Annotated in this window: 23 protein-coding genes and 2 tRNA genes; 20 read left to right on the top strand and 5 right to left on the bottom strand. The window is 66.6% G+C overall.

Translation table 11 applies throughout. The features are described 5' to 3' along the window. The 8 genes from iolD (at window position 1) to dusA (ending at window position 8,892) form a co-directional block, all read left to right on the top strand. Window positions 1-1,845: a 3D-(3,5/4)-trihydroxycyclohexane-1,2-dione acylhydrolase (decyclizing) gene (gene iolD, locus CVUC_RS18320; RefSeq protein WP_096032949.1), complete on the top strand. Its 1,845-nt coding sequence runs from the start codon at window positions 1-3 to the stop codon at window positions 1,843-1,845. A 3-nt stretch (window positions 1,846-1,848) separates the two neighbouring features. Further along, on the top strand, window positions 1,849-2,748 hold the full coding sequence (iolE, locus tag CVUC_RS18325) for a myo-inosose-2 dehydratase (protein ID WP_096032950.1): 900 nt from the start codon (window positions 1,849-1,851) through the stop codon (window positions 2,746-2,748). Beyond that, a complete protein-coding gene (gene iolB, locus CVUC_RS18330) occupies window positions 2,745-3,554 on the top strand; it encodes a 5-deoxy-glucuronate isomerase (RefSeq protein WP_164468099.1) in 810 nt (269 codons plus the stop codon). Before iolE ends, iolB begins: the two co-directional genes overlap by 4 nt. Before the next feature lie 33 nt (window positions 3,555-3,587). Then, complete coding sequence (locus CVUC_RS18335) at window positions 3,588-5,087, top strand: CoA-acylating methylmalonate-semialdehyde dehydrogenase (RefSeq protein WP_010919179.1); 1,500 nt, start codon at window positions 3,588-3,590, stop codon at window positions 5,085-5,087. A gap of 187 nt (window positions 5,088-5,274) precedes the next feature. After that, on the top strand, window positions 5,275-5,616 hold the full coding sequence (locus CVUC_RS18340; protein ID WP_024265694.1) for a PepSY domain-containing protein: 342 nt from the start codon (window positions 5,275-5,277) through the stop codon (window positions 5,614-5,616). Then, window positions 5,613-6,281, top strand: a complete 669-nt coding sequence (locus CVUC_RS18345) for a response regulator transcription factor (RefSeq protein ID WP_012640199.1) — start codon at window positions 5,613-5,615, stop codon at window positions 6,279-6,281. The genes CVUC_RS18340 and CVUC_RS18345 overlap by 4 nt, the downstream gene beginning before the upstream one ends. Then, window positions 6,278-7,636: a sensor histidine kinase gene (locus tag CVUC_RS18350; RefSeq protein ID WP_164468100.1), complete on the top strand. Its 1,359-nt coding sequence runs from the start codon at window positions 6,278-6,280 to the stop codon at window positions 7,634-7,636. The genes CVUC_RS18345 and CVUC_RS18350 overlap by 4 nt, the downstream gene beginning before the upstream one ends. Window positions 7,637-7,866: 230 nt before the next feature. Continuing rightward, window positions 7,867-8,892 carry a tRNA dihydrouridine(20/20a) synthase DusA gene (dusA, locus tag CVUC_RS18355; RefSeq protein WP_096032952.1) on the top strand — a complete coding sequence of 342 codons (1,026 nt, stop codon included), beginning with the start codon at window positions 7,867-7,869 and terminating at the stop codon, window positions 8,890-8,892. A 4-nt stretch (window positions 8,893-8,896) separates the two neighbouring features. On the opposite strand, the gene CVUC_RS18360 is transcribed toward dusA, so the two are convergent. Together CVUC_RS18360 and CVUC_RS18365 are read right to left on the bottom strand one after the other, a co-directional pair. Next, window positions 8,897-9,415: a TIGR02281 family clan AA aspartic protease gene (locus CVUC_RS18360; RefSeq protein WP_010919184.1), complete on the bottom strand. Its 519-nt coding sequence runs from the start codon at window positions 9,413-9,415 to the stop codon at window positions 8,897-8,899. Window positions 9,416-9,720: 305 nt separating this feature from the next. Beyond that, complete coding sequence (locus CVUC_RS18365; protein ID WP_010919185.1) at window positions 9,721-9,945, bottom strand: DUF1289 domain-containing protein; 225 nt, start codon at window positions 9,943-9,945, stop codon at window positions 9,721-9,723. 86 nt (window positions 9,946-10,031) lie between these two features. Here CVUC_RS18365 and CVUC_RS18370 point away from each other — a divergent pair, with 86 nt between their 5' ends. From CVUC_RS18370 to CVUC_RS18385, 4 genes are all read left to right on the top strand, one after another. Beyond that, entirely contained in the window at window positions 10,032-10,922 is an 891-nt protein-coding gene (locus CVUC_RS18370) for a nicotinate-nucleotide--dimethylbenzimidazole phosphoribosyltransferase (protein WP_096032953.1), read from the top strand. 151 nt (window positions 10,923-11,073) lie between these two features. Further along, complete coding sequence (locus tag CVUC_RS18375; protein WP_010919187.1) at window positions 11,074-12,288, top strand: acyl-CoA dehydrogenase family protein; 1,215 nt, start codon at window positions 11,074-11,076, stop codon at window positions 12,286-12,288. Window positions 12,289-12,414: 126 nt separating this feature from the next. Then, window positions 12,415-13,554, top strand: a complete 1,140-nt coding sequence (locus tag CVUC_RS18380; RefSeq protein ID WP_096032954.1) for an acyl-CoA dehydrogenase family protein — start codon at window positions 12,415-12,417, stop codon at window positions 13,552-13,554. A gap of 354 nt (window positions 13,555-13,908) precedes the next feature. Then, the gene (locus CVUC_RS18385) at window positions 13,909-14,046 is read left to right on the top strand and encodes a hypothetical protein (protein ID WP_024265696.1); all 138 of its coding nucleotides are present in this window, start codon (window positions 13,909-13,911) and stop codon (window positions 14,044-14,046) included. Between the two features lie 75 nt (window positions 14,047-14,121). On the opposite strand, the gene CVUC_RS18390 is transcribed toward CVUC_RS18385, so the two are convergent. Both CVUC_RS18390 and CVUC_RS18395 read right to left on the bottom strand, forming a co-directional pair. After that, window positions 14,122-14,430, bottom strand: a complete 309-nt coding sequence (locus tag CVUC_RS18390; RefSeq protein ID WP_096032955.1) for a CC_3452 family protein — start codon at window positions 14,428-14,430, stop codon at window positions 14,122-14,124. Window positions 14,431-14,531: 101 nt separating this feature from the next. Further along, entirely contained in the window at window positions 14,532-15,140 is a 609-nt protein-coding gene (locus CVUC_RS18395; RefSeq protein WP_012640203.1) for a TIGR00730 family Rossman fold protein, read from the bottom strand. Window positions 15,141-15,212: 72 nt separating this feature from the next. Between CVUC_RS18395 and CVUC_RS18400 the strand changes: the two genes are divergently transcribed. From CVUC_RS18400 to CVUC_RS18425, 6 genes are all read left to right on the top strand, one after another. Next, the gene (locus tag CVUC_RS18400; RefSeq protein WP_096032956.1) at window positions 15,213-16,019 is read left to right on the top strand and encodes a hypothetical protein; all 807 of its coding nucleotides are present in this window, start codon (window positions 15,213-15,215) and stop codon (window positions 16,017-16,019) included. Next, on the top strand, window positions 15,947-17,878 hold the full coding sequence (locus CVUC_RS18405; protein ID WP_096032957.1) for an ABCB family ABC transporter ATP-binding protein/permease: 1,932 nt from the start codon (window positions 15,947-15,949) through the stop codon (window positions 17,876-17,878). The genes CVUC_RS18400 and CVUC_RS18405 overlap by 73 nt, the downstream gene beginning before the upstream one ends. A 60-nt stretch (window positions 17,879-17,938) precedes the next feature. Then, the gene (locus CVUC_RS18410; protein ID WP_096032958.1) at window positions 17,939-18,376 is read left to right on the top strand and encodes a VOC family protein; all 438 of its coding nucleotides are present in this window, start codon (window positions 17,939-17,941) and stop codon (window positions 18,374-18,376) included. A gap of 166 nt (window positions 18,377-18,542) precedes the next feature. Next, on the top strand, window positions 18,543-19,247 hold the full coding sequence (locus CVUC_RS18415; protein WP_164468101.1) for a glutathione S-transferase N-terminal domain-containing protein: 705 nt from the start codon (window positions 18,543-18,545) through the stop codon (window positions 19,245-19,247). Between the two features lie 217 nt (window positions 19,248-19,464). Beyond that, a tRNA-Asn gene (locus tag CVUC_RS18420) sits at window positions 19,465-19,539 on the top strand. Window positions 19,540-19,674: 135 nt separating this feature from the next. Beyond that, window positions 19,675-19,749: transfer RNA gene (locus tag CVUC_RS18425), tRNA-Asn, on the top strand. Window positions 19,750-19,781: 32 nt separating this feature from the next. Here the strand turns inward: CVUC_RS18425 and CVUC_RS18430 are convergent. Next, complete coding sequence (locus tag CVUC_RS18430; RefSeq protein WP_101685860.1) at window positions 19,782-19,928, bottom strand: hypothetical protein; 147 nt, start codon at window positions 19,926-19,928, stop codon at window positions 19,782-19,784. Between the two features lie 296 nt (window positions 19,929-20,224). Here CVUC_RS18430 and CVUC_RS18435 point away from each other — a divergent pair, with 296 nt between their 5' ends. After that, a complete protein-coding gene (locus CVUC_RS18435; protein ID WP_010919194.1) occupies window positions 20,225-20,797 on the top strand; it encodes a protein-L-isoaspartate O-methyltransferase family protein in 573 nt (190 codons plus the stop codon). Between the two features lie 124 nt (window positions 20,798-20,921). After that, window positions 20,922-22,373 (top strand): TolC family outer membrane protein, encoded by a 1,452-nt coding sequence (locus CVUC_RS18440; RefSeq protein ID WP_096032961.1) that lies wholly within the window; start codon window positions 20,922-20,924, stop codon window positions 22,371-22,373. The last annotated feature ends 31 nt before the right edge of the window (window positions 22,374-22,404 follow it).

Raw genomic sequence — 22,404 nt, forward strand, 5'->3', positions numbered from 1 at the left:
ATGGCTCTGGTTCGTCTCACCGCCGCCCAGGCGACCGTACGCTGGCTCGCGGCGCAGCACGTCGAGACTTCGAACGGCGAGGTTCCGTACTTCGCCGGCGTCTGGGCGATCTTCGGCCACGGCAATGTCGCCGGGCTGGGCGAGGCTTTGCACGGCGTTCGCGACGTCCTGCCGACCTATCGCGCCCACAACGAGCAAGGCATGGCCCACGCCGCCATCGCCTTCGCCAAACAGTCCCGGCGCGAGCGGGCGATGGTTTGCACCACCTCGATCGGGCCGGGTGCGACCAACATGGTCACCGCCGCCGCCCTGGCCCATGTGAACCGGCTGCCCGTGCTGTTCCTGCCCGGCGACGTCTACGCCAGCCGCCGGCCCGACCCGGTGCTGCAGCAGATCGAGGACTTCGGCGACGGCACGATCAGCGCCAATGACTGCTTCAAGCCGGTCTCACGCTATTTCGACCGGATTACGCGGCCCGAACAGATCCTGGATGCTCTGCCGCGGGCGCTGGCCGTGATGCTGGATCCGGCGACCTGCGGACCGGCTACGCTGGCCTTTTGTCAGGATGTCCAGGCCGAGGCCTTCGACTATCCGCAAGCCTTTTTCGCCAAGCGGGTTTGGCGCATTCGCGCGCCGCAGCCCGATCCTCGGGAGCTCGATGATCTGGTCGGCCTGATCAAGGCCGCTGAGCGTCCGCTCATCGTGGCCGGGGGCGGGGTGCTGTACGCCCGCGCCGAGGCGGCCCTGGCGGATCTGGCGCACGACGCCGGATTGCCGGTCGTCGAGACCCAAGGGGGCAAGGGAAGCCTGGCCTGGGATCATCCCTTGAACCTGGGCGCCGTCGGCGTAACCGGTACGACCGCCTCGGTCGCGGCGGCTGAAGCGGCTGATCTGGTGATCGGTCTGGGCACGCGCCTGCAGGACTTCACAACGGGCTCGCGAGCTCTGTTCGGCGCCGAGGGGCGCAAGCTGGTCCAGGTCAATGTCGCGCCTCATGACGCGCACAAGCATGGAGCGACCAGCGTCGTCGGCGACGCCCTGGCGGTGCTGGAGGCCTTGGCCGAGCGGCTGGACGGCTGGCGTGCGCCGTTCGCCTGGACCGAGCTGGCCACCAGCGGCGTGCCGGCCTGGAACGCGATCTTCGACGCCAGCACCAGGGCCGACACGCGGCCTCTGCCCACCGACGCCCAGGTGTTGGGCGCGGTGTGGCGAGCCTCGTCCGACGACAGTGTGGTGGTCTGCGCCGCCGGCGGTCTGCCCGGCGAACTGCACAAGCTTTGGCGCACGCGCATGCCGGGCGGCTACCACGTCGAATACGGCTTCTCCTGCATGGGGTACGAGATCGCCGGCGCGGTCGGCGTGAAAATGGCTGAACCCGACCGCGAGGTGCATGTGATGGTCGGGGACGGCAGCTATCTGATGCTGAACTCCGAACTCGCCACCTCGGTGATGCTGGGGACCAAGCTGATCGTCACGATCCTCGACAACCGGGGCTACGGCTGCATCAACCGCCTGCAGGCGGCGACCGGCGGCGCGGCGTTCAACAACCTGCTGGCCGACACGCTGCACGAAACCTTGCCCGACATCGACTTCGCCGCCCATGCCGCCAGCCTGGGTGCGCGCTCGGAGAAGGTGGGCGATCTGTCGAGCCTGGAAGCCGCGCTTCAGCGCGCCAAGGCCAGCGACCGGACCTATGTCGTCGTCATCGACACCGACCCCATGCCGACGACCGAGGGCGGCGCCTGGTGGGACGTGGCGGTGCCCGAGGTCTCCGTGCGGCCCAGCGTGAACGCCGCGCGCGCCGACTACGACCTGAAGATCAAGCAACAGCGTACAGGGGACTGACCCATGACCATCCGTTTCGGCGTGAGCCCCATCGCCTGGATCAACGACGACATGCCCGAGCTGGGCGGGGACACGCCCCTGGAAAGCGTGCTGGCCGACTGCCAGGCGATCGGCTTCGAAGGCGTCGAGCTGGGCGGAGTTTTCCCGCGCGATCCGGCGGTGCTGAAGCCGCTGCTCGACCGCTACGGCCTCGACCTGGTCGGCGGCTGGTACAGCGGCAATCTTCTGCCCCATTCGGCCGAGGACGAAATCGCCGCCCTGCAGCCGCATCTGGCCCTGCTCAAGGCGATGGGTTGTACGGTGTTCATCCATGCCGAGACCAGCAACGCGATCCACGGCGCGCGCGACACGGCGCTATCGGCCACGCCGCGGCTGGACGCCGAGGGCTGGACGCTGTTCGGCGCGCGTCTGACCAAGGTGGCGGACTACATCGCCGCCCAGGGTCTGAAGTTCGCCTATCACCATCATCTGGGCACAGTGGTCGAGCGGCCGCAGGACCTGGAGGCGTTTCTGAGCGCAACCGGCCCGTCGGTGGGCCTGACAGTCGACACCGGCCACGCGGCGCTGGGCGGGGTCGACCCGGTTGCGCTGATCCGCGCCCATCCGGAGCGCGTCGCCCATGTCCACTGCAAGGATGTCCGCCGCGAGGTCTTCCAGTCGGTGATCGGCCAGAAGGGCGGCAGCTTCCTGGATGGCGTGCTGGCAGGCATGTTTACAGTGCCCGGCGACGGCGGCCTGGACTACGCGGCGGTGATGCAGGCCTTGGCCGAGATCAACTACTCGGGCTGGATCATCGTCGAGGCCGAACAGGATCCCGCCATCGCCAATCCGCGCCAGTACGGCGAGATGGGCTTGGCGACCCTCAAAAAGGAAGCCGCTGCAACGGGCCTGAGGGCGGCGTGATGAGCAAGCTGCTGGTTCGCCCCCATGCGCCCGACGCGACGGGCTCGGTGCTCGAGGTCACGCCCGCCTCGGCCGGCTGGACCCATGTCGGCTTCCAGGTCGTCAAGCTGGCGGCCGGCGCGGTCTTCGAGGGCGGTGATCCCGATCGCGAAACCTGCGTCGTGGTGATGAGCGGAACCGCCGAAGTCTCGGCCCAGGGCGTCTCCTTCGGCGCGATCGGTGGTCGCGCCAGCGTGTTCGAGGACAAGGCGCCGGGTGCGGTCTATGTGCCGGCCGCCATCGCCTTCTCGGTGTCGGCTGTCAGTGACGTGGAGGTGGCGCTGTGCAGCGCGCCGGGCCAGCCGGGCGGCCAAGCGCGGCTGATCGCCGAGCGCGATATGCCACGCGAGACGCGGGGCAGGGGAACCAACACGCGCTTTGTCCGCAACATCCTGCCCGAGACGGCGCCGGCCGATGGCCTGTTGGTGGTCGAGGTGATCACCCCAGGCGGCCACTGGTCCAGTTATCCGCCTCATAAGCACGACACCGCGGCGGAGGGCGAGGAAACGGCGCTGGAGGAAACCTACTATCATCGCCTGAACCCGCCCCAGGGCTTCGCCTTCCAGCGCGTCTACACCGACGACCGAAGCCTGGACGAAACGGTCTGCGTGCAAGACGGGGACGTCGTGATGGTGCCCCGCGGCTACCACCCGGTCGGCGCGCCGCATGGCTACGACCTTTACTATCTGAACGTCATGGCCGGCCCGCACCGGAAGTGGATCTTCCGCAATGACCCCGCCCACGACTGGATCATGCGCCAGGCCTGAACGGCCGCCCCAGAACGACGAGAGGAGCGCGTGATGCGCGACATTCCCCATTTCATCGGCGGCCAGAAGGTCGACGGAGCCTCGGGCCGTTTCGGCGAGGTGTTCGACCCCAACACCGGCAAGGTCCAGGCCAGGGTGGCCCTGGCCTCGGCCGGCGAACTGAACACGGCCATCGCCAACGCCAAGGTCGCTCAAGCCGCCTGGGCCGCGACCAATCCCCAGCGCCGCGCGCGGGTGATGTTCGAGTTCAAGCGCCTGCTTGAAGTCCATATGGACGAACTGGCGGCGCTGCTGTCGTCCGAGCACGGCAAGGTCATCGCCGACAGCAAGGGCGACATCCAGCGGGGCTTGGAGGTGATCGAGTTCGCCTGCGGCGTCCCGCATCTTCTGAAGGGCGAGTACACCCAGGGCGCGGGTCCCGGCATCGACGTCTATTCGATGCGTCAGCCATTGGGCGTCGTAGCGGGCATCACCCCGTTCAACTTCCCGGCCATGATCCCGATGTGGATGTTCGGCCCGGCTATCGCGACAGGCAACGCCTTCATCCTGAAGCCCTCTGAGCGTGATCCCTCCGTGCCGGTGCGTCTGGCCGAGTTGATGATCGAGGCCGGCCTGCCGCCCGGCGTTCTGAACGTCGTCCACGGCGACAAGGACTGCGTTGAGGCCATTCTCGACCATCCGGACATCAAGGCCGTCAGCTTCGTGGGCAGTTCGGATATCGCCCAGTCAGTGTTCCAGCGCGCCGGCGCGGCCGGCAAGCGGGTCCAGGCGATGGGCGGGGCCAAGAACCATGGCCTGGTCATGCCCGATGCTGATCTCGATCAGGCCGTGGCCGACATTATCGGTGCGGCCTACGGCTCGGCCGGCGAGCGTTGCATGGCCCTGCCGGTCGTCGTGCCGGTCGGCGAGAAGACCGCCACCGCCCTGCGCGAGAAGCTGGTCGCGGCCATCGGCGGCCTTCGGGTCGGCGTCTCGACCGATCCGGACGCCCATTACGGACCGGTGGTCAGCGCCGCCCACAAGGCGCGCATCGAAAGTTACATCCAGATGGGCGTCGATGAAGGCGCCGAGTTGGTCGTTGATGGCCGGGGCTTTTCGCTGCAGGGCCACGAGGAAGGCTTCTTCGTCGGTCCGACCCTGTTCGATCACGTCAAGCCGACCAGTCGCTCCTATCACGACGAGATTTTCGGCCCGGTGCTGCAGATGGTCCGCGCCGAAAGTCTGGAGGAGGGGATCGCGCTGGCCTCGCGCCACCAGTACGGCAATGGCGTGGCGATCTTCACTCGTAACGGCGACGCCGCGCGCGAGTTCGCCGACCAGGTCGAGGTGGGCATGGTCGGGATCAACGTCCCGATCCCCGTGCCGGTGGCCTATCACAGCTTCGGCGGCTGGAAGCGCTCGGGCTTTGGCGACCTCAATCAATACGGCATGGACGGCGTGCGGTTCTACACCCGCACCAAGACCGTGACCCAGCGCTGGCCCAAGGGCGGGGCGGTGCTGGACCAGAGCTTTGTCATCCCCACCATGCGGTGACGGTTTTCGGGGCCTCCCCGAACGATAGCGCCGCCTGCGAGCGCGACCTCAGGCCTCGGACGAAGCGCGTCCGGGGCCTTTTCTTGTCGATGTTCAGCGCCTGGTTACCGGCGATGGCGCGGTGTCAGCGTTCGGGCGTTGCGATGCGTCAGGAGCGTGTCAGGATGCCTGTGGAATCCTAAGCGCCATGACCCAGTCCCGATCTTTCCCCGTCGCCCTTGTCGCCCTCGTCGCTATCGCCGCGGCCGTCTTGGCGACAAGCGCAACCGCCGACGACCACAAGGCGCACAAGAAGAGAGACCACGATGTCGCCCGCGAGGCGTTGCTGCGCCGGGAAGTGCTGCCCCTGACCCGTATTCTCGCAATCGCGGCCGAACGAGCGCCTGGCGAAGTGATCGAGGTCGAGCTGGAGGAAGCCGGCCCCGGCCGCCTGAAGTATGATCTCAAGATCCTGGCCAAGAACGGACGTGTCCGGGAGTTGGAACTCGACGCCAAGACCGGCGCGACCCTGAAGCTTGAGGACGATTGATGCGCGCGCTCGTCGTCGAGGATGATCCGGTCGTGGGCCCAGACCTCGCCAAGGCGCTGAGCGCGTCGGGCTTCGTGGTCGATATCGCCCGCGATGGCGAGGACGCGTCCTTCAAGGGCGAGGTCGAGGATTACGCGCTTGTCGTGCTGGATCTGGGCCTGCCGCGTCTTGACGGTCTGTCGGTGCTTCGGCGCTGGCGGGCCAATGACCGCGCCTTCCCGGTGCTGATCCTGTCGGCGCGGGGCGACTGGACCGAGAAGGTCGAAGGCATCGAGGCCGGCGCCGACGACTATCTGGCCAAGCCTTTCGAGATGGGCGAACTGCTGGCGCGCGCGCGTGGCCTCGTGCGCCGTGCGGCGGGCCGCACGTCACCCGTGATCGGCGCGGGGCGACTGGCCCTGGATACGCGGCGCATGTCCGCCACCCTGGACGGCGCGCCGATCCGCTTGTCGCCGCTTGAGTTCCGGCTGCTGGACTGCCTGGCGCACAACCCCGGACGGGCTGTTTCGGCCGGTGAGCTTGCCGAACAGCTCTACGGCGTCGCCGACACCGCCGACACCAACGCCATCGAGGCCCTGGTGGCGCGCCTTCGCCGCAAAATCGGCGCCGACGTTATCGAAACCCGCAGAGGCTTTGGCTACCTGCTGGCCGGCGGGACGGCGTGAGCGGCGGCTCGTTGCGATGGCGACTGATCGTCGGCGGCATGCTGGCGATCCTGGCGGCCCTGGCGGTCGCCTGGCTGGCCATGACCTGGCTTTTCGAGCGTCATATCGTGCGTCGGGAAACGGCCGACCTGACACGCGCGGGTCAGGTGCTGGTCGCGGGTCTCCGGCTGGAGCCGAACGGCGCGCCGGTCATCGACGCGACCTTGTCTGATCCGCGGCTGTCGAAAGCCGCTGGCGGCTTCTACTGGCAGGTTTCGACAACCTCTGGCAGCGAGCGGTCGGTCTCCCTGTGGGATCAGGCGCTAAAGTCGCCGCAAATCGCGCCGGCTGAGGGCTGGTCCTCGCGCATCGCCGCCGGGCCGTTTGATGATCGCGTCCTCCTGGTCGAGCGCAGCGTGCGACCGGACCGCGACGGTCCGGCCGTGCTGATCCAGGTCGCCAGTGACGAAAAGGTGTTGCGCGCCGCCCGGCGCGAGTTCGGTCGCGAACTCGCCATTTTTCTGGGGGGGCTCTGGGCGGTCCTCTCGGGCGCCGCAGCCTTGCAGGTGGTGCTGGGCCTGTCGCCCCTGACCCGCGTGCGCGCGGATCTTACTCGCCTACGCAAAAGCCCTTCTGCCCGGATGTCGCTCGATCATCCGCGCGAGATCGCGCCGCTGGCCGAGGCGATCAACGCCTTGGCCGAAGCGCGGGAGGCTGATCTGGCCCGTGCACGCCGACGAGCCGGCGACCTGGCCCACAGTCTCAAAACGCCGCTCGCCGCTCTGTCGGCCCAGAGCCGCCGCGCGCGCGAAGACGGCGCGGCCGCAGCCGCTGATGGTCTGGACGCCGCCATCGCCGCGGTCGCCGCGGCGCTGGAGGCCGAGCTGGCCAGAGCTCGCGCCGCCGCCGCCCGAGAGGCCATCTTCGCCGCCGAGACCGCGCCTCTGGCCGTCGCAGAACGCCTCGTGGCCGTTCTGGAACGCACCGCCGATGGCGAGCGCTTGATCTTCGATATTGATGTTCCGGCCGATCTGAAGGCGCCGGCCTCTGAAGACGTGGTCACCGAAATGCTGGGGGCGCTCATCGAGAACGCCGCCCGTCATGCTCGCCGCCAAGTCAGGATTTCAGGCGCTGTGGTGGGGCAGGGCGCAGTCCTGACCGTCGAGGATGATGGACCAGGGCTGGACAAGGGCCGCGCGGAGGCGGCCCTCGCGCGCGGCGCCCGGTTGGACGAGGCCGGGCCAGGCCACGGTCTGGGGCTGGCCATCGTTCGCGATCTTGCAGAGGCTTCGGGCGCGGTGTTGAGCATGGACCGCGGGGATCTGGGCGGCCTTCGCGCGATGGTGTCGTGGACGGCGCCCGGAGCAGGGCCATGAGCGTCTGAGCTCAGAACCCGCCCATTGGTCGCATCGGCCCTTTGCGTCCTTGCGAAGGCCGAACGTCCCCCTTCTGCGACACAGCGGCTCGCGGCAATTTCCGGACTTTTGCTCTACAAGGGCGGCTGTGATCCGTGCAAAACCGGCGCGCGGAAGGGGGGCGGGTTGAAGCGCCGCCAGTCTGGCGCGCTTCCTCATGCTCCTAGTATCGCATAAAGCCTTGTCTCTCCGTGGGTAAAGTCCTGAAATATCAAGCTCATAGATTTTCCGTCGCCCCGATGATGGACTGGACCGACCGACACTGTCGGTCGCTGCACCGCGGGCTGTCGTCGCGGGCGCTGCTCTACACCGAGATGGTGACGAGCGGTGCGGTGGTGCATGGCGATCGAAACAAGCTGCTCGGCTATGACCCTGGCCAGCATCCGGTGGCGGTGCAATTGGGCGGGTCGGATCCTGCCGAACTGGCTCAGGCCGCGCGGATCGCCGAGGACTACGGCTATGACGAGGTGAACCTCAATGTCGGCTGCCCCTCGGATCGGGTGCAAAGCGGCCGCTTTGGCGCTTGCCTGATGCGCGAACCGGATCTGGTCGCTGAGTGTATGGCGGCGATCAAGAACGCCGTACGGGTTCCCGCCACGGTGAAGTGCCGGATCGGCGTGGATGACCAGGATCCCGAAGAGAGCCTCTTCACGCTGGTCGATCGCTCTGCGGCGGCGGGGATCGACACGTTTGTTGTTCATGCGCGCAAGGCCTGGCTGCAGGGCCTGTCGCCTAAGGAAAACCGAGACATTCCGCCCCTCGACTACGCGCTGGTTTACCGTCTGAAGCGCGAACGTCCCGCCTTGACCATTGCCATCAATGGCGGTGTGCCCAGCGTCGATGCGGCGCTGGAGCATCTGGCCAATGGCGTGGACGGCGTGATGCTGGGGCGGGCCGCCTATCATGAGGCGGGCTTGCTGGGAGAGGTCGACCGGCGCGTGTTCGGGCTGGATGTCGCGGACGTCGACAGCTTCGAGGCCGTCGAGCGCTATCGGCCCTATCTGGCGCGGGAACTGGCGGCCGGAACGCATCTGGCGGCAATGAGCCGGCACATGCTGGGCCTTTTCCACGGCCTGCCCGGCGCCCGGGCCTGGCGCCGTATCCTGACGGTCGAGGGCGTTAAGTCCGGCGCAGGGCTGGACGTAGTGGATCGGGCGCTCGACGCCGTTCGCGCCGCGCTGGCGTCTCGAGAAGAGCGGTCAGCCCCAGCGGCCTAGCAGGCTAAGGGTGCAGGATCAGCGAGGTCTGGGTGGCCTCGAAGCGCGACAGGCGGCCCAGATAGCTCATGCCCAGAAGTGAGTTTTCCAGGCCTTTCTCGATGACGAGGGCATCGACGTCGCGAACGCGCGCGCCGGCGATCGAGACGCTGGCCAGCTTCACGGCGGCGGCGCGCGTACGACCATCGGCCGTGATGACGTTGTAGTCATAGGTCAGGCGGCTGGTGTCGATGCCCAGGCGCTGGGCGTCAGCCAGGCTTAGCGAGACGGCGGTGGCGCCGGTGTCGACCAAGAAGCGAACGGCCTTGCCGTCGACATTGCCCTGGGCCCAGAAGTGGCCGTCGCTGTCCTTGCTCAGCTGGGCCGCGCCGCCTTCGGCTCCGCCGAGGGTGGCGGTCGCCGCAGAAGGCGCACGCAGTTCCGGATGGCGCAGATCGTCGAGCGAGACGACAGCCTTGGCGGCGCCGACCGCCGACAGGGCTCCCACCAATGCGATCGCCGCAAACCTCAACATAGAAGACACCCTGCCTTGTAGGCTTTGAGACCGCTTCTGCGATCGTTAGCCAGATGAATAGCAGCGATGCGTTTTTAATCTGTGAATCGGAACGTCAATTTCTGAATGTTGGTTACCAATATGGTAACAAGATTAGTATTGCGATCTATATTTGCTAAATTTGGACGGCATATTTTTGTCGGTGTTGGCTCGGCATGGCGCGACCTCGCGATTACTACTCCACGACGTTCAACGCGCACGCAGGGTCTCGCCAAGGGCGCCTGGCGCGCTACGGATCTCGCGGCGCTATTCGAGGTCTGATCACGGGAGTGACGTCAGCGCCCGGCTTGCGCAGCGGCCGTCAGCGCGATCATCGGGTCAGGGCGTTCTGGGAGGGCGGCCATGATGGCGGCGCGCTCATCGTCACTGAGCCGGGCCCAGGCCGCGATCTCCGGCAAGGTGCGGCGACAGCCCAGGCAGTAGCCCGAGGCGCCGTCGACCGCGCAAACCTTCACGCAAGGCGTCACGATGGGGCGAGGTGGCTGGGCGTTCGTCGTCATGGTCCAAACATCTCCGGTCCGTGTCAGGTGCGCAAGGGCTTGGGGCTGGGGCTTGCTTTGGGCGGCGAGCGGTTTAAGTCCGCTCCATGACCGATCAGACTGTCTCTCCCTTCGCCGATATCCGCCAACTCGCGAGCTCGCCGCCGCAGCCCGGGCCGACGCCCGCGCTGGAGCAGGGCGGGCGGCTCGCCGAGATCGCCGCCTGGCTGACCGCCTGGACCGGCAAGACGCCGCCGGCCGTCAATCGACCCGTCGTGGCCTTGTACGCCGGCGCGCGCCAGGGTGTGGGTCCGCGCGGGTGGGCGCGCGAGCGCCTGGAGGCGATCGCGGCCGGCGGCGCCACCGTCTCTCGCTTGGCCGGTGTCCAGGGCGCGGGTCTGGAGGCCTTCGACCTGGCGATCGATCGGCCTTCGCCGGACATGGTGAGCAAGGCCTCGATGAGCGAGAAGGAGGCGGCCGCCACCATGGCGTTCGGCATGGAGGCTCTGGCCAAGCAGCCTGATCTGCTGATCCCCGGCGTCATCGCTGCGGAGCCTGCACGCACCGCCGCCGCCGTCTGTCTGGCGCTGTTTGGCGGCGAGGCTTCCGACTGGTCAAGCGATCCTGAGCCGGTCGCGGCGGCGGTCGCCCGGGCGCGTGAAGAGGGCATGGGCGATGACCCGCTTGAGATCCTGCGTCAACTCGGTGGCCGTGAAACCGCCGCCGTGGCCGGCGCCATTCTGGCCGCGCGTGTGCAGAAGACGCCGGTGCTGCTGGACGGCTATGCCGCCTGCGCCGCCGCCGCGATTGTCCAGGCGGTCGAGCCCACCGCCATCGATCATTGCCTCGCCGCCCATGTCAGTCCGGCGAGGGGACATGCCAAGCTGCTGGAAAAGCTGGGAAAGCAGCCGCTCTTGAGCCTCGGTGTCGAGGATGAAGAGGGCGTTGGTGGCGTCTCGGCCCTGGCGCTGGTCAAGCTGGCCTGCGAGGTCCGATAGGCGGTTTCGCGGGGCCTCTAAGTGAACGCGGATAATATTCGCTTCCGTTGACGCTAACGTCATCTTTCCAAACGGCCGTTCGAGCCATATCATGCTCCCTGAAACGCAATAACGACCCCCATCCGAGGGGTCGATTGAACGGGAGCTCGCCATGAATCTCGACTTCTCGCCCGAGGACCTCGCCTTCCGCGACGAGGTCCGCGCCTTTATCGCCGAAAACTATCCGGCCGGGCTGCGCGACAAGCAGGAGGAGGGCGAGGAGATGGCCAAGGAGGATTTCCTCTCCTGGCACCGCGTTCTCGCCAACAAGGGCTGGGTGGCCCCCGCCTGGCCGACCCAGTACGGCGGACCGGGCTGGACCTCGGTGCAGCGCTATATCTGGTCGGAAGAAACCGCCCGCGCCGACTGCGTGCCGATCCTGCCGTTCGGCATCAACATGGTCGGCCCGGTGATCTACACCTTCGGCACGCCCGAGCAAAAGGAACGCTTCCTGCCGGGGACCCTGTCGGGCGACATCTGGTGGTCGCAGGGCTACAGCGAGCCGGGCGCGGGTTCCGACCTCGCCAGCCTGAAGACCAAGGCCGAGCGCTTCACCGGCGATGACGGCAAGGAATACTACCTGGTCAATGGTCAGAAGACCTGGACCACCATGGCCCAGCACGGCGACTGGATCTTCTGTCTGGTCCGCACCGACCCGAACGCCAAGATTCAGGAAGGCATCTCGTTCCTGCTGATCGACATGAAGTCGCCGGGCGTGACCGTGCGTCCGATCATCACCCTGGGCGGCGAGCACGAGGTCAACGAGGTCTGGTTCGAGAACGTCAAGGTGCCGGTCGAGAACCGCATCTACGACGAGAACAAGGGTTGGACCTGCGCCAAGTTCCTGCTGGCTCACGAGCGCTCGGGCATCGCCGGTGTGGCGCGCTCCAAGCGCGGCATCGAGCGGATCCGCCAGATCGCCTCGACCGAGCTGAGCGACGACGGCGACGCGCTGATCAAGGATCCGATGTTCAAGCGCAAGGTCGCCGAGCTCGAGATCGACCTGACGGCGCTGGAGTACACTGAACTGCGCACCCTGGCCGGCGAAGCCGCGGGCCGCGGGCCGGGTCCGGAGTCCAGCGTGCTCAAGATCAAGGGCACCGAGATCCAGCAACGCCTGACCGAGTTGGCGCTAGAGGCCGCTGGTCACTACGGCGCGCCTTACTTCCGGGGCTTCCCGAAGGACGGCGACAACGCCCATCCGATCGGTCCGGAGTTCGCGCACCGCGCCGCGCCGACCTATTTCAACGTCCGCAAGACGTCGATCTACGGCGGCTCGAACGAAATCCAGCGCAACATCATCGCCAAGATGGTGCTGGGCCTCTAACGCGGGCTGTCAGCCCGGGTGCGCCGGAGGCGTGACCCGGGACCACCCAATTCACCGACATTGACGATCCCGGCGCTCCGCTTTGCTGCGGCCGGGATGACAATCAAAAAGAACGGAAACCCAGGGATGGATTTCAACTTCACCGAAGAGCAGTCGATGGTCCGCGACTCCGTCGCGAGCTTCCTGCAGGACAAGTACGACTTCGACACCCGCCGCAAGATCGTCAGCTCGGACGCCGGTTGGCGCGCCGACTACTGGAAGGCCTTCGCCGAGGAGCTGGGCATTCTCGGCGCCTCGTTCAGCGAGGAGCTGGGCGGCCTGGGCGGCGGCGCCATCGACAATATGATCATCATGGAAGAGTTCGGTAAGGCGCTCGTGATCGAGCCCTATCTGGGCACCGTGGTGATCGGCGGCGGCTTCATGAAGCACTCGGGCTACGCCGGCGCGGCCTCGGTCATCGAGGGCATTGTCGGTGGCTCGACCACCATCGCCTTCGCCTATGCCGAACCCCAGGCCCGCTACACCTGGCAGGACCTGAAGACGACGGCCAAGAAGGACGGCTCGGGCTGGGTTCTCAACGGCCACAAGGCCGTCGTGGTCGGCGCGCCGTTCGCCACCCACCTGATCGTCACGGCTCGCACGGGCGGCGCCCAGCGCGACGCCGGCGGCGTCGGCGTGTTCATCATCGACAAGAGCCTGCCGGGCGTCGTGACGCGCGACTATCCGACGGTCGACGGCAACCGCGCCTCGGAAGTCTATTTCGAGAACGTCTCGATCCCGGCCGAGGCCCTGATCTCGGAAAGCGGTCTGGCCCTGGTCGAACAGGTCATGGACGAGGCCATCGCCGCCGTCGGCGCCGAGGCTGTGGGCGTGCTGCGCAAGCTGCACGACGGCACTCTGGACTACGCCAAGCAGCGCAAGCAGTTCGGCACCGCCATCGCCAACTTCCAGGTGCTGCAACACCGCATGGTCGACATGTTCATCGAGGTCGAGCAATCGGTGTCGATGACCTACATGGCGACGATCAAGGTTGGCGAGAGCGCCGCCGAACGCGCCAAGGCCGTCTCGGCCATGAAGGTGCGCATCGGTCGCGCCTGCAAGTTCGTGGGCCAAAGCGCCATCCAGATCCATGGCGGCATGGGCATGACCGACGAACTGGCGATCGGTCACTACTTCAAGCGCGCGACGATGATCGAAGGCCTGTTCGGCTCTGTTGATCATCATCTGAAGCGTTACGAATCCCTGTCGTTCGACGCGGCCGCCTAAGGGCGTCTACGGACCAACAGGTTCAAGTGTTGAAGCCGCCTGCGTCATGGCGACGCGGGCGGTTTTTTCATGCACCATGCTCCTGAACCATTCGCCTCAGGATCAGCTGACGCGGGTTTCATCGCCCGCCAAGCACGACAAGGCGTTCGCCCATATAGGCCGTCTACGGATTAAAAGCTGACGTCGTTTCAGGTGTCTGGCGGCGACTCGTCCGCATGCGGATATGATCTTTACACGGATGAAATACGGTTGCGGAGACGCTTATTGAGCGCATTCTTCCCAACGACGCGCTGACGACTAGGAGGGTGAGAGCCCCTGTAAGCCGCGCGCGTCTCCTGGTCCTCACGGCACTATCTGGGAGACGCCGCCATGAACGTATCGAAGATGAACCACGCGATGCTGTCGTTCGCCCTCTTGGGCGGCATGCTGGTCGGTGGTCGGCAGAGTTCGAAGCCGCCCAAATCCCCGTCGTCGAAGTCGGGGCGCAAATAGGCCGGCTTTCGCGATACGAAAAAGGCCTCCGCCGGGCAGGCGGAGGCCTTTGCATCGTCGCCTTCAGAGAGGGTCTCAGCCCTTCTTGGCGGCCGTGTTGCAGTCGGTCAGGGCGTCGCCTTCGATCGCTGCGCCGCGATAGGTGAACGCAGTCAGTTCGCCGACCTGGGCGGCCAGCTTGCGGCAGGCGCGGGCGGCGGGCAGCGAGCGGGCCTTGGTGGTGGTGCAGACATCGCCCGTGCAGCGCCAAGCCGAACCGTCGTGGATGAACGACTCGCTCGTGGCCGGGGTCTTCAGCTTGAGTGATGCGCTTTCGGTGTCGGCGGCGAACGCCGGCGTGACGAGCGCGCAGGCCAACAGGCCCGCGAAAATAGCGGTACGCATTCCTACAGTCTCCTATCCCCGCGCCGGATGGGAGTTCCGGCGCATGAGCGCGCGATCGGGAACGTCGCGCACCTTTCGGCATAGTTCGTTTTCTTTGAAAACTAAGTCAAGCGCCGAAGCGTGTCTGGCGCGCCCGATTGGTAGATTTCTGCATCCCAGGCCAGAAGGGCGGGGGTGACGTCCTCGGCCCGCTCAACCGCGCGCCAGGCGTTCGCCAGATCGGGTGGGGTGAGCCCTTGATCAATCGTGTGACGGATCAGGACGAACAGCGGATCCCAGAAACCGCCGGGGTTATGGAACACAATCGGCTTCTGGTGAAGATCTAAACGGCGCCAAGATAGCAGTTCGACGATTTCTTCCAGGGTGCCGATGCCGCCGGGCAGCACCACGAAGGCGTCAGATCGCTCGAACATCATCATCTTGCGTTCGTGCATGTTGTCGACGACGACGGTCTCTACGTCGTCGAAAGGCTGTTCGCGGCCGCGCAGGAAGCTTGGAATGATCCCCAGCACCGCGCCGCCGGCCGTGTGAGCACCTCGGGCGGTGGCCCCCATCAGGCCGACGCCGCCGCCGCCATAGACGAGCTTCAGGCCTGCCTTGGCGAAGCTTTCGCCGATACTGAAGGCGGCAGCGATGTAGCTAGGATCGGCGTCGTTCGATGAGCCGCAATAGACGCACACGGCGCTCAGGCGCCTGGACTCGTCGGACATCGTCGTCCACTCCACACAAGACAATGGCGCGCGGGGATCGCGCGCCACCGGTTCGTTCCTATTTGAGGCCGCATGATCAGGATTCGCTCCCGGGGTTTCAAGCCGTCGATCCTTGTCGTCGCTGCGGCGACGCTGCTGGCGGCTTGCGACCCGGGCGGACAGGGCGACCCGAAGCGCACGGAGAAGATCGATAGCGCCGAAGCCGGCTATCTTCCGCCTCCAGCGCTGGAAAGCGTGCAGCGCGCGGGCGGCCGCGTGACCTTGGTGGGCGCTGCGCTGCCAGAGGCTGATATCCGGTTGGGCTCTCCGGACGGTGAGGTCGTGCTGGGCAAGGCGGACCCCGAGGGGCGGTGGAGCGTGGCTGTTCCCATCCAGCCTGGCGTTCGATTGTTCGGCCTTTCCATGACCCGTGATGGCCGGACCGTGCAGGCGGAAGGCTACGTCATGGTCTCGGAAGAGGGGCAGGTGGCCTTGTTGCGGGCTGGCGCGGGCGCATGGCGCCTCGCTCCCGCGTCCAGCGCGCCCCGGATCTTGGCGGTCGATATCGACAGGGCCGGCGGCGCGGTGGTGTCGGGAGTCGCTGCGCCGGGCGCGGGCCTCAATGTCCGGATTGACCGGGTCGTCAGCGGCGGGGGGCGCGCCGATGACAAAGGCCGCTTCTTCATCGCGATGAAGGATCCGATGTCCCGCGGCCCTCACGACATCCAGATCGGTGGCGAAGGGGGCGAGGATCAGGTGACGATCGCGGCCACGCCGCCCTTGGCCTTGAACTCTGGTCCCGTGCGCGCCGAGCGCGTTCCGACCGGTTGGCGCATCGACTGGGTGACGCCAGGCGGCGGCGTACAGACCACCTTGCTGATCCGAAGGGATGGGCGATGAGAGGGCTGGGCGGCCCGCCGTCTCCTGGACGCGAGGCGGTCGCCGGCGCGATCGCGAAGGCCGACCAGCCGATCCGCTTCTGGAAGGCGATGAGCGACCTGCTCCAACTGGTGCTGCGATCCCAGGCGCCGGGTTTGCGCTGGCGCCTGACCGTCGCCTTGCTTCTGACGCTTACCGGCAAGGTGCTCGGCGTCCTGGCGCCGTTGATGCTGGGGCAGGCGGTGAACCAGCTCTCCGTCGGTCAGGGCGTTGCGGTGACGGTCACCCTGGCGTTCGCGAGTCTGGCGATCGGCTGGGCGCTGGTGCGATTTATCTCGGCGGCGGCGCCCCAGGCGCGAGACACGATCTTCACGCCGGTCGCCCAGGCGGCCCAGACCCGCGCGGCGGTCGAGACCTTCGCGCACGCCCTGTCGCTGTCGATCGATTTTCATCAGTCCAAGCGGACCGGCTCGCTCTCGCGGGTTATCGATCGTGGCGCGCGGTCGATGGATTTTCTGCTGCGGGGTCTGGTGTTCAACCTCGCCCCCACAGGGATCGAGCTGATCCTCGCCGCCGTGGTGCTGGCCAAGGCCTACGACTGGCGGTTCGCCGCTGTGGCCTTGGTGACGGTCGCGATCTACGGCTACGTCACCTTCGCCATCTCGGACTGGCGGATCGGCCACCGTCGGGCGCTCAATGAAGCCGACGCCGAGGCGGCCGGCCGCGCGGTCGATGCGCTTCTGAACTACGAGACCGTGAAATCGTTCGGTGGGGAGGCGAGGGCGGTCGCCAGTTACGAGCGCGCGCTGGACACCTATGGACGCGCCAATATCAAGGCGACCCAGTCGCTCAATCTCCTGAATCTCGTTCAGTCGGGCGTGATGAGTGTGGGCTTGGGCGTGATGGCGGTGCTGGCCGGATCCGAGGCCGCGCACGGGCGCATGGGGCCCGGCGACGTCACGGCGGCCGTACTGATCCTGATCAACCTCTACGCGCCGCTGAACATCCTGGGCTTCGCCTACCGCGAAATTCGCCAGTCGCTGATCGACATGGAGGCGATGCTGGACCTGCGTCGGCAGGCCGCCGACGTGGCCGACGCTCCGGACGCCCAGGACCTGCCGCCGTGCGCCGACCATAGAGGCGGGGCGGTGGCGTTCGAAGCGGTCTCTTTCCGTCACGGCGCGCGGTCCGAGGGGCTGAGCGAGGTGTCGCTGACCGTCGCGCCGGGCTCGACTGTGGCCATCGTGGGCCCGTCGGGCGCGGGCAAGACCACCCTGGTGCGGCTGGCCCTGCGGATGATCGATCCTCAGTCGGGGCGGGTGACGCTGGACGGCTATGACCTGAAGGCTCTGAAGCAGAGCTCGCTTCGCCGGGCCGTCGCCCTGGTGCCGCAGGACGTGGCCCTCTTCAACGACACCCTGGCGGCCAACATCGCCTTCGCACGGCCCGAGGTGGGTGAAACCGAGGTCTGGGCGGCCGCCGAGGCGGCGGAACTGGGTGACTTTATTCGAAGCCTACCCGAAGGCATGGCGACAAAGGTCGGAGAGCGCGGTCTGAAGCTGTCGGGTGGCGAGCGTCAGCGTGTCGGGATCGCGCGCGCTCTGCTGGCGGAGCCGCGAGTGCTGATCCTGGACGAAGCGACCAGCGCGCTCGACAGCCGTACCGAAGCCGCCATCCAGGCGACCTTGCGCAAGGCGAGGGCGGGGCGGACGACCCTGGTCGTCGCGCATCGGCTGTCGACCATCGCCGACGCTGACGAGATCGTCGTGCTGCGCCGGGGCAAGATCGTTGAGCGCGGTCGCCATGAGGCCTTGTTGGCGGCCGGCGGCGAATACGCCGCGCTCTGGCGTCGTCAGACGCGGGACCGCGAGACGGTTTAGGGTTTGCCCCACGCGGGGCTATGCCTATATCGGCGTGAGCCGCCTTCCAGGAGATCCGCCATGCGTTACCTGCACACGATGATCCGCGTCCGCGATCTCGACGCCTCGCTGCGGTTCTACTGCGAGGGGCTTGGGCTGCAGGAGATGTATCGCACGGAGAACGAGAAGGGCCGCTTCACCCTGGTCTTTCTCGCCGCTCCGGAGGACGTGGAGCTCGCCAAGGCGCGTAAGGCTCCCCTGGTTGAACTCACCTACAACTGGGACGACGAGGAATACGGCGGCGGTCGTAATTTTGGCCACCTGGCCTATCGGGTCGACGACATCTACGAGACCTGCCAGCGGCTGATGGACATGGGAGTGACCATCAACCGTCCCCCGCGCGATGGTCACATGGCGTTTGTGCGCTCACCCGACAATATCTCGATTGAGCTTCTGCAGGACGGCGACCTGCCGCCAGCCGAACCGTGGGTTTCGATGCCGAACGTCGGGGCCTGGTAGGTCCGCGCACGCGCGGGCGGCCGGATCTTCTGGGTGTCGATCTGGCCGTCCGCTGATCTACGCCGGCGCGGCCTGTTGGTTCTCCCCGTCTAGGGGCGCTCTGGAAAAGCGGCTGGCGGGTCGCCAGATGGGAGCGACGCGTCCGCGTTCTCCACGAGGTCCCTTCATGCCCGATCTGTCAGTCTTCCCGATCACCCAGCGCTGGCCCGCAGAACGACCCGACCAGATCCAGCTCTATTCGCTGCCGACACCCAACGGCGTGAAGGCCTCCATCATGCTGGAGGAGACGGGGCTGCCCTACGAGCCGCACCTGATCGATATCGGCAAGAACGAGACCTGGGGCGTCGAGTATTTGTCGCTCAACCCGAATGGCAAGATCCCCGCGATCATCGATCCCAATGGTCCAGAGGGAAAGCCGATCGCGCTGTTCGAGAGCGGAGCCATCCTAGTCTACCTCGCGGAGAAGACCGGCAAGTTCCTGCCTTCGGGACCAGCCGCGCGCTATGAGACCCTGCAGTGGGTATTCTTCCAGATGGCCGCCATCGGTCCGATGTTCGGGCAACTGGGCTTCTTCCATAAGTTCGCTGGCCGCGAGTACGAGGATAAGCGGCCGCTGGAGCGTTATGTCGCCGAGTCGAAGCGGTTACTGGGCGTGCTGGAGGGCAGGCTGGCTGAACGCGCCTGGATCATGGGCGATGACTATACGATCGCCGACATCGCCACCCTCGGCTGGGTCCGAAATCTGGTTGGCTTCTACGAGGCGGGCGACCTCGTCGGTTACGGCGGTCTGAAGCACGTTCCGCGTTGGCTGGAAGCGGGCCTGGAGCGCCCAGCCGTCCAGCGCGGCCTGCAGATTCCCGTCCGGCTCTGAGGGCGTTCGCCGTGCCTGCGACCTTTTGGTCCTGGCGTTAAGAATTAGGGGATCGTTAACCATAACGGGCGGATTTTCATCGTGTCTTCTTTGAAGGCACCCACCATCACTGACTTCCACAGCCCGGCCGCAAAGCCGGGCTGCTTTTTTTGGAACAAGGCGCTTGCATCGGCGCAATGGGGCGGCTATCACGCGGCCTCTTCTGAGAGCGACCTGTTCCGCGGTAGCTCAGTGGTAGAGCAGCCGGCTGTTAACCGGCTGGTCGTAGGTTCGAATCCTACCCGCGGAGCCACTCTCACCTTCCTGAAATCGTCGACTTATCGATCGCCTGACAGGGCGTGCGAAATCGCGTGCGTGGGCGCATTTTGTCGTCTTGCGTCGACTCGTCGAGGCGGCTATCACGCCCGCTCTTTCGAGAGCGACCTGTTCCGCGGTAGCTCAGTGGTAGAGCAGCCGGCTGTTAACCGGCTGGTCGTAGGTTCGAATCCTACCCGCGGAGCCACTCGCCCGAACTCGCCGTACGCGGCGCGGAATTCATCGCATTCGTTGTTGCCGTCTCTCACGCCGCTTGCGACGCCATCGGCCGTAAGCGCGCCTTAGCTTTTCGTCGATCCACGGCAGGAAGTAGATCAGCACAAGAGCGACCAGCGCGAGGGCGATCACCATCGGCGCACCATGCATGGCAGAACCCCAATTCATCGTGCTACGAGCGACTTCCCCCGTCATCGATCTTGTCGACGATGAACCCTTTATCCAACCTCGCGTAGCGCTGATCAACCAAGCTTCGGTGACAAGATGGGCGGAGCGAGATCTCGCGCCCTAGAATCGACCTCTACGTGTCTTCGCTTCGCGCGCTGTGATGCATTTCCAGTCTCGAGTACGCGGGCTTCGCAGCGATGAGCCCGGGGATCGCATTGCGTTTAGATGATGGGCGGACCTATAAGCCTGCTCGAAAGTCTAGTCCTTCGAGGGATTCCATGAGCACCGACTTCGCCGCCGCGCGGCTGAACATGGTCGAGAGCCAGATTCGCACCGCCGACGTGACCGATCTGCCGCTGCAGGACGCGCTGCGCGTCGTGGCGCGCGAGAGCGTCGTGCCGGCCTCGAAGGCCTATCTGGCCTATGCCGACGCCGACATCGAGTACGCCCCCGGTCGCTGGCTTCTGCGCCCGCGTGAGGTCGGCAAGCTGCTGCAAGCGCTGAAGCCGCGCGAAGGCGAGACCGTCCTGGCCATCGCTGCGCCCTATGCGGCCGCCGTCCTGGAAAAGATGGGTCTTTCGGTCACGCGCCACGATGGCGAGGACCTGAAGACGGTCCCCGCCGGCGCTTACGATGTCATCGTATGCGAAGGCGCCGTCGCCGTCGCGCCCAAGAGCTGGCAGGACGCCTTGGCTCATGGCGGTCGCCTGGGCGTTGTCGAGCGTACGGGTCCTGTGGGGCGCGCCGCGATTTATCTGCGCGCCGAGGACGGCGTCGGCCGTCGCGCCGCGTTCGACGCTTCGCCGCCGCTGCTCGCCGGCTTCGAGGCTGAGACGGGCTTCAGCTTCTGACGATCTGGGCCCGATGGACCGTCGCAACGTTTGCGTGAAAAAAGCTTAACTGGCGACGACTGGCGGAGCGACTTACACGCGATCATATTGTGGCCGGCGCGAGCTTCGCGTGATTGGGGATAGAATGTTGATGTCGAACCGTCGACGGGCCGGGTTGCTGGCCGCCGCTTGCAGCGCTGGTCTTCTGGCCGGGTCCTTCTCCATCGCGAACGCCGAGACTCTCGCCGATGCGATCGCGCTCGCCTATCAGACCAATCCGACGCTGCAGCAACAGCGCGCCAGCGCCCGCATCACCGACGAAGGCGTGGTGCAAGCCAAGACCGGCTTCCGCCCGACCGTGGGCGCCACCGCCGATATCACGGGGGCGAACACCAATCCGGCCAGCGCCGGCGCGGATGTGAAGCTCTCTGGCAGCAGCGCGGCGCTTTCGATCATCCAGCCGCTCTACACCGGCGGTCGCGCCAGCGCGGGCGTCAGCGCCGCTGAAGCCGACGTGCTGTCTGCGCGGGAAGGTCTTCGCGCGGTCGAGCAGGGGGTGCTGGTCAGCGTCGTCCAGGCCTATGTCGACGTGCGCCGCGACCAGGAACGCCTGCGCATCGCCAAGGAAAACGTCGCGGTTCTGCAGCGCCAGCTCGAAGAATCGAACGCTCGCTTCGACGTGGGTGAGATCACCCGGACGGACGTCGCCCAGTCTCAGGCGCGCTTGGCTTCGGCCAAGGCCAGCCTGTCGGGCGCCCAGGCCCAGTTGGAAGTCAGCCGCGCCTCCTACGCTGCGGTGGTCGGTCAAACGCCCGGCGAACTGGCTCCCGAGCCGAGCTTGGCCGGACTGCTGCCCGCCAGCGTCGACCAGGCTTTCGAGGCCGCCCAGACGAACAATCCTGGCGTGACCTCGGCGAAGTTCAATGAAGAGGCGGCCGCCGCGCGTGTCGCCGTCGCCAAGGCGGGCTATCGACCGACGGTCTCGGCGCGCGCTTCGCTGGGTTACGATGCGACGCGTCGTTCTGGCGTCGGCAGCCAGTTTGACGACTATTCGCGCACCGTTTCGGGCGCGATCACGGCCTCGATCCCGCTTTTCGCCGGCGGCTTGACCACGTCGCAGGTCCGGGCGGCCAATGAACGTGAGAACGCTGCGCGCAGCGCCGTCGAAGGCGCCAAGCGCACCGCGATCCAGCAAGTCTCGAACGCGTGGAGCAATCTGCTGGCGTCGCGCGCCGGTCTGGTCGCCAACGAGGAGCAGGTTCGAGCGACCCGCATCGCTTTCGAAGGCGTGCGTCAGGAGCAACAGGTCGGCCTGCGGACGACGCTGGACGTTCTGAACGCCCAGCTGGAGCTGTCCAACGCCGAACTGGCGCTGGTTTCGGCCCGTCGCGACGAATACCTGGCTTCCGCCGTGGTCTTGCAGGCCATGGGCCAACTGGAGGTGACCAAGCTCGCCTCCAACACCGCCGCCTATGACCCGAAAACCTCCTACAACCGCGTGACGCGCGGCGTGGGCTGGGTGCCGTGGGAGCCGGTGGTGCAGGCGATCGACAGCGTCGGCGCGGCTTCCACCAAGCCCCCGAGCGGCTCGAAGTAGGTTTGATCCGCGTCGATTCCGCCCAGGCGCG

Origin of the sequence: Caulobacter vibrioides, from assembly GCF_002858865.1 — a bacterium.
Taxonomy (GTDB): domain Bacteria; phylum Pseudomonadota; class Alphaproteobacteria; order Caulobacterales; family Caulobacteraceae; genus Caulobacter; species Caulobacter vibrioides.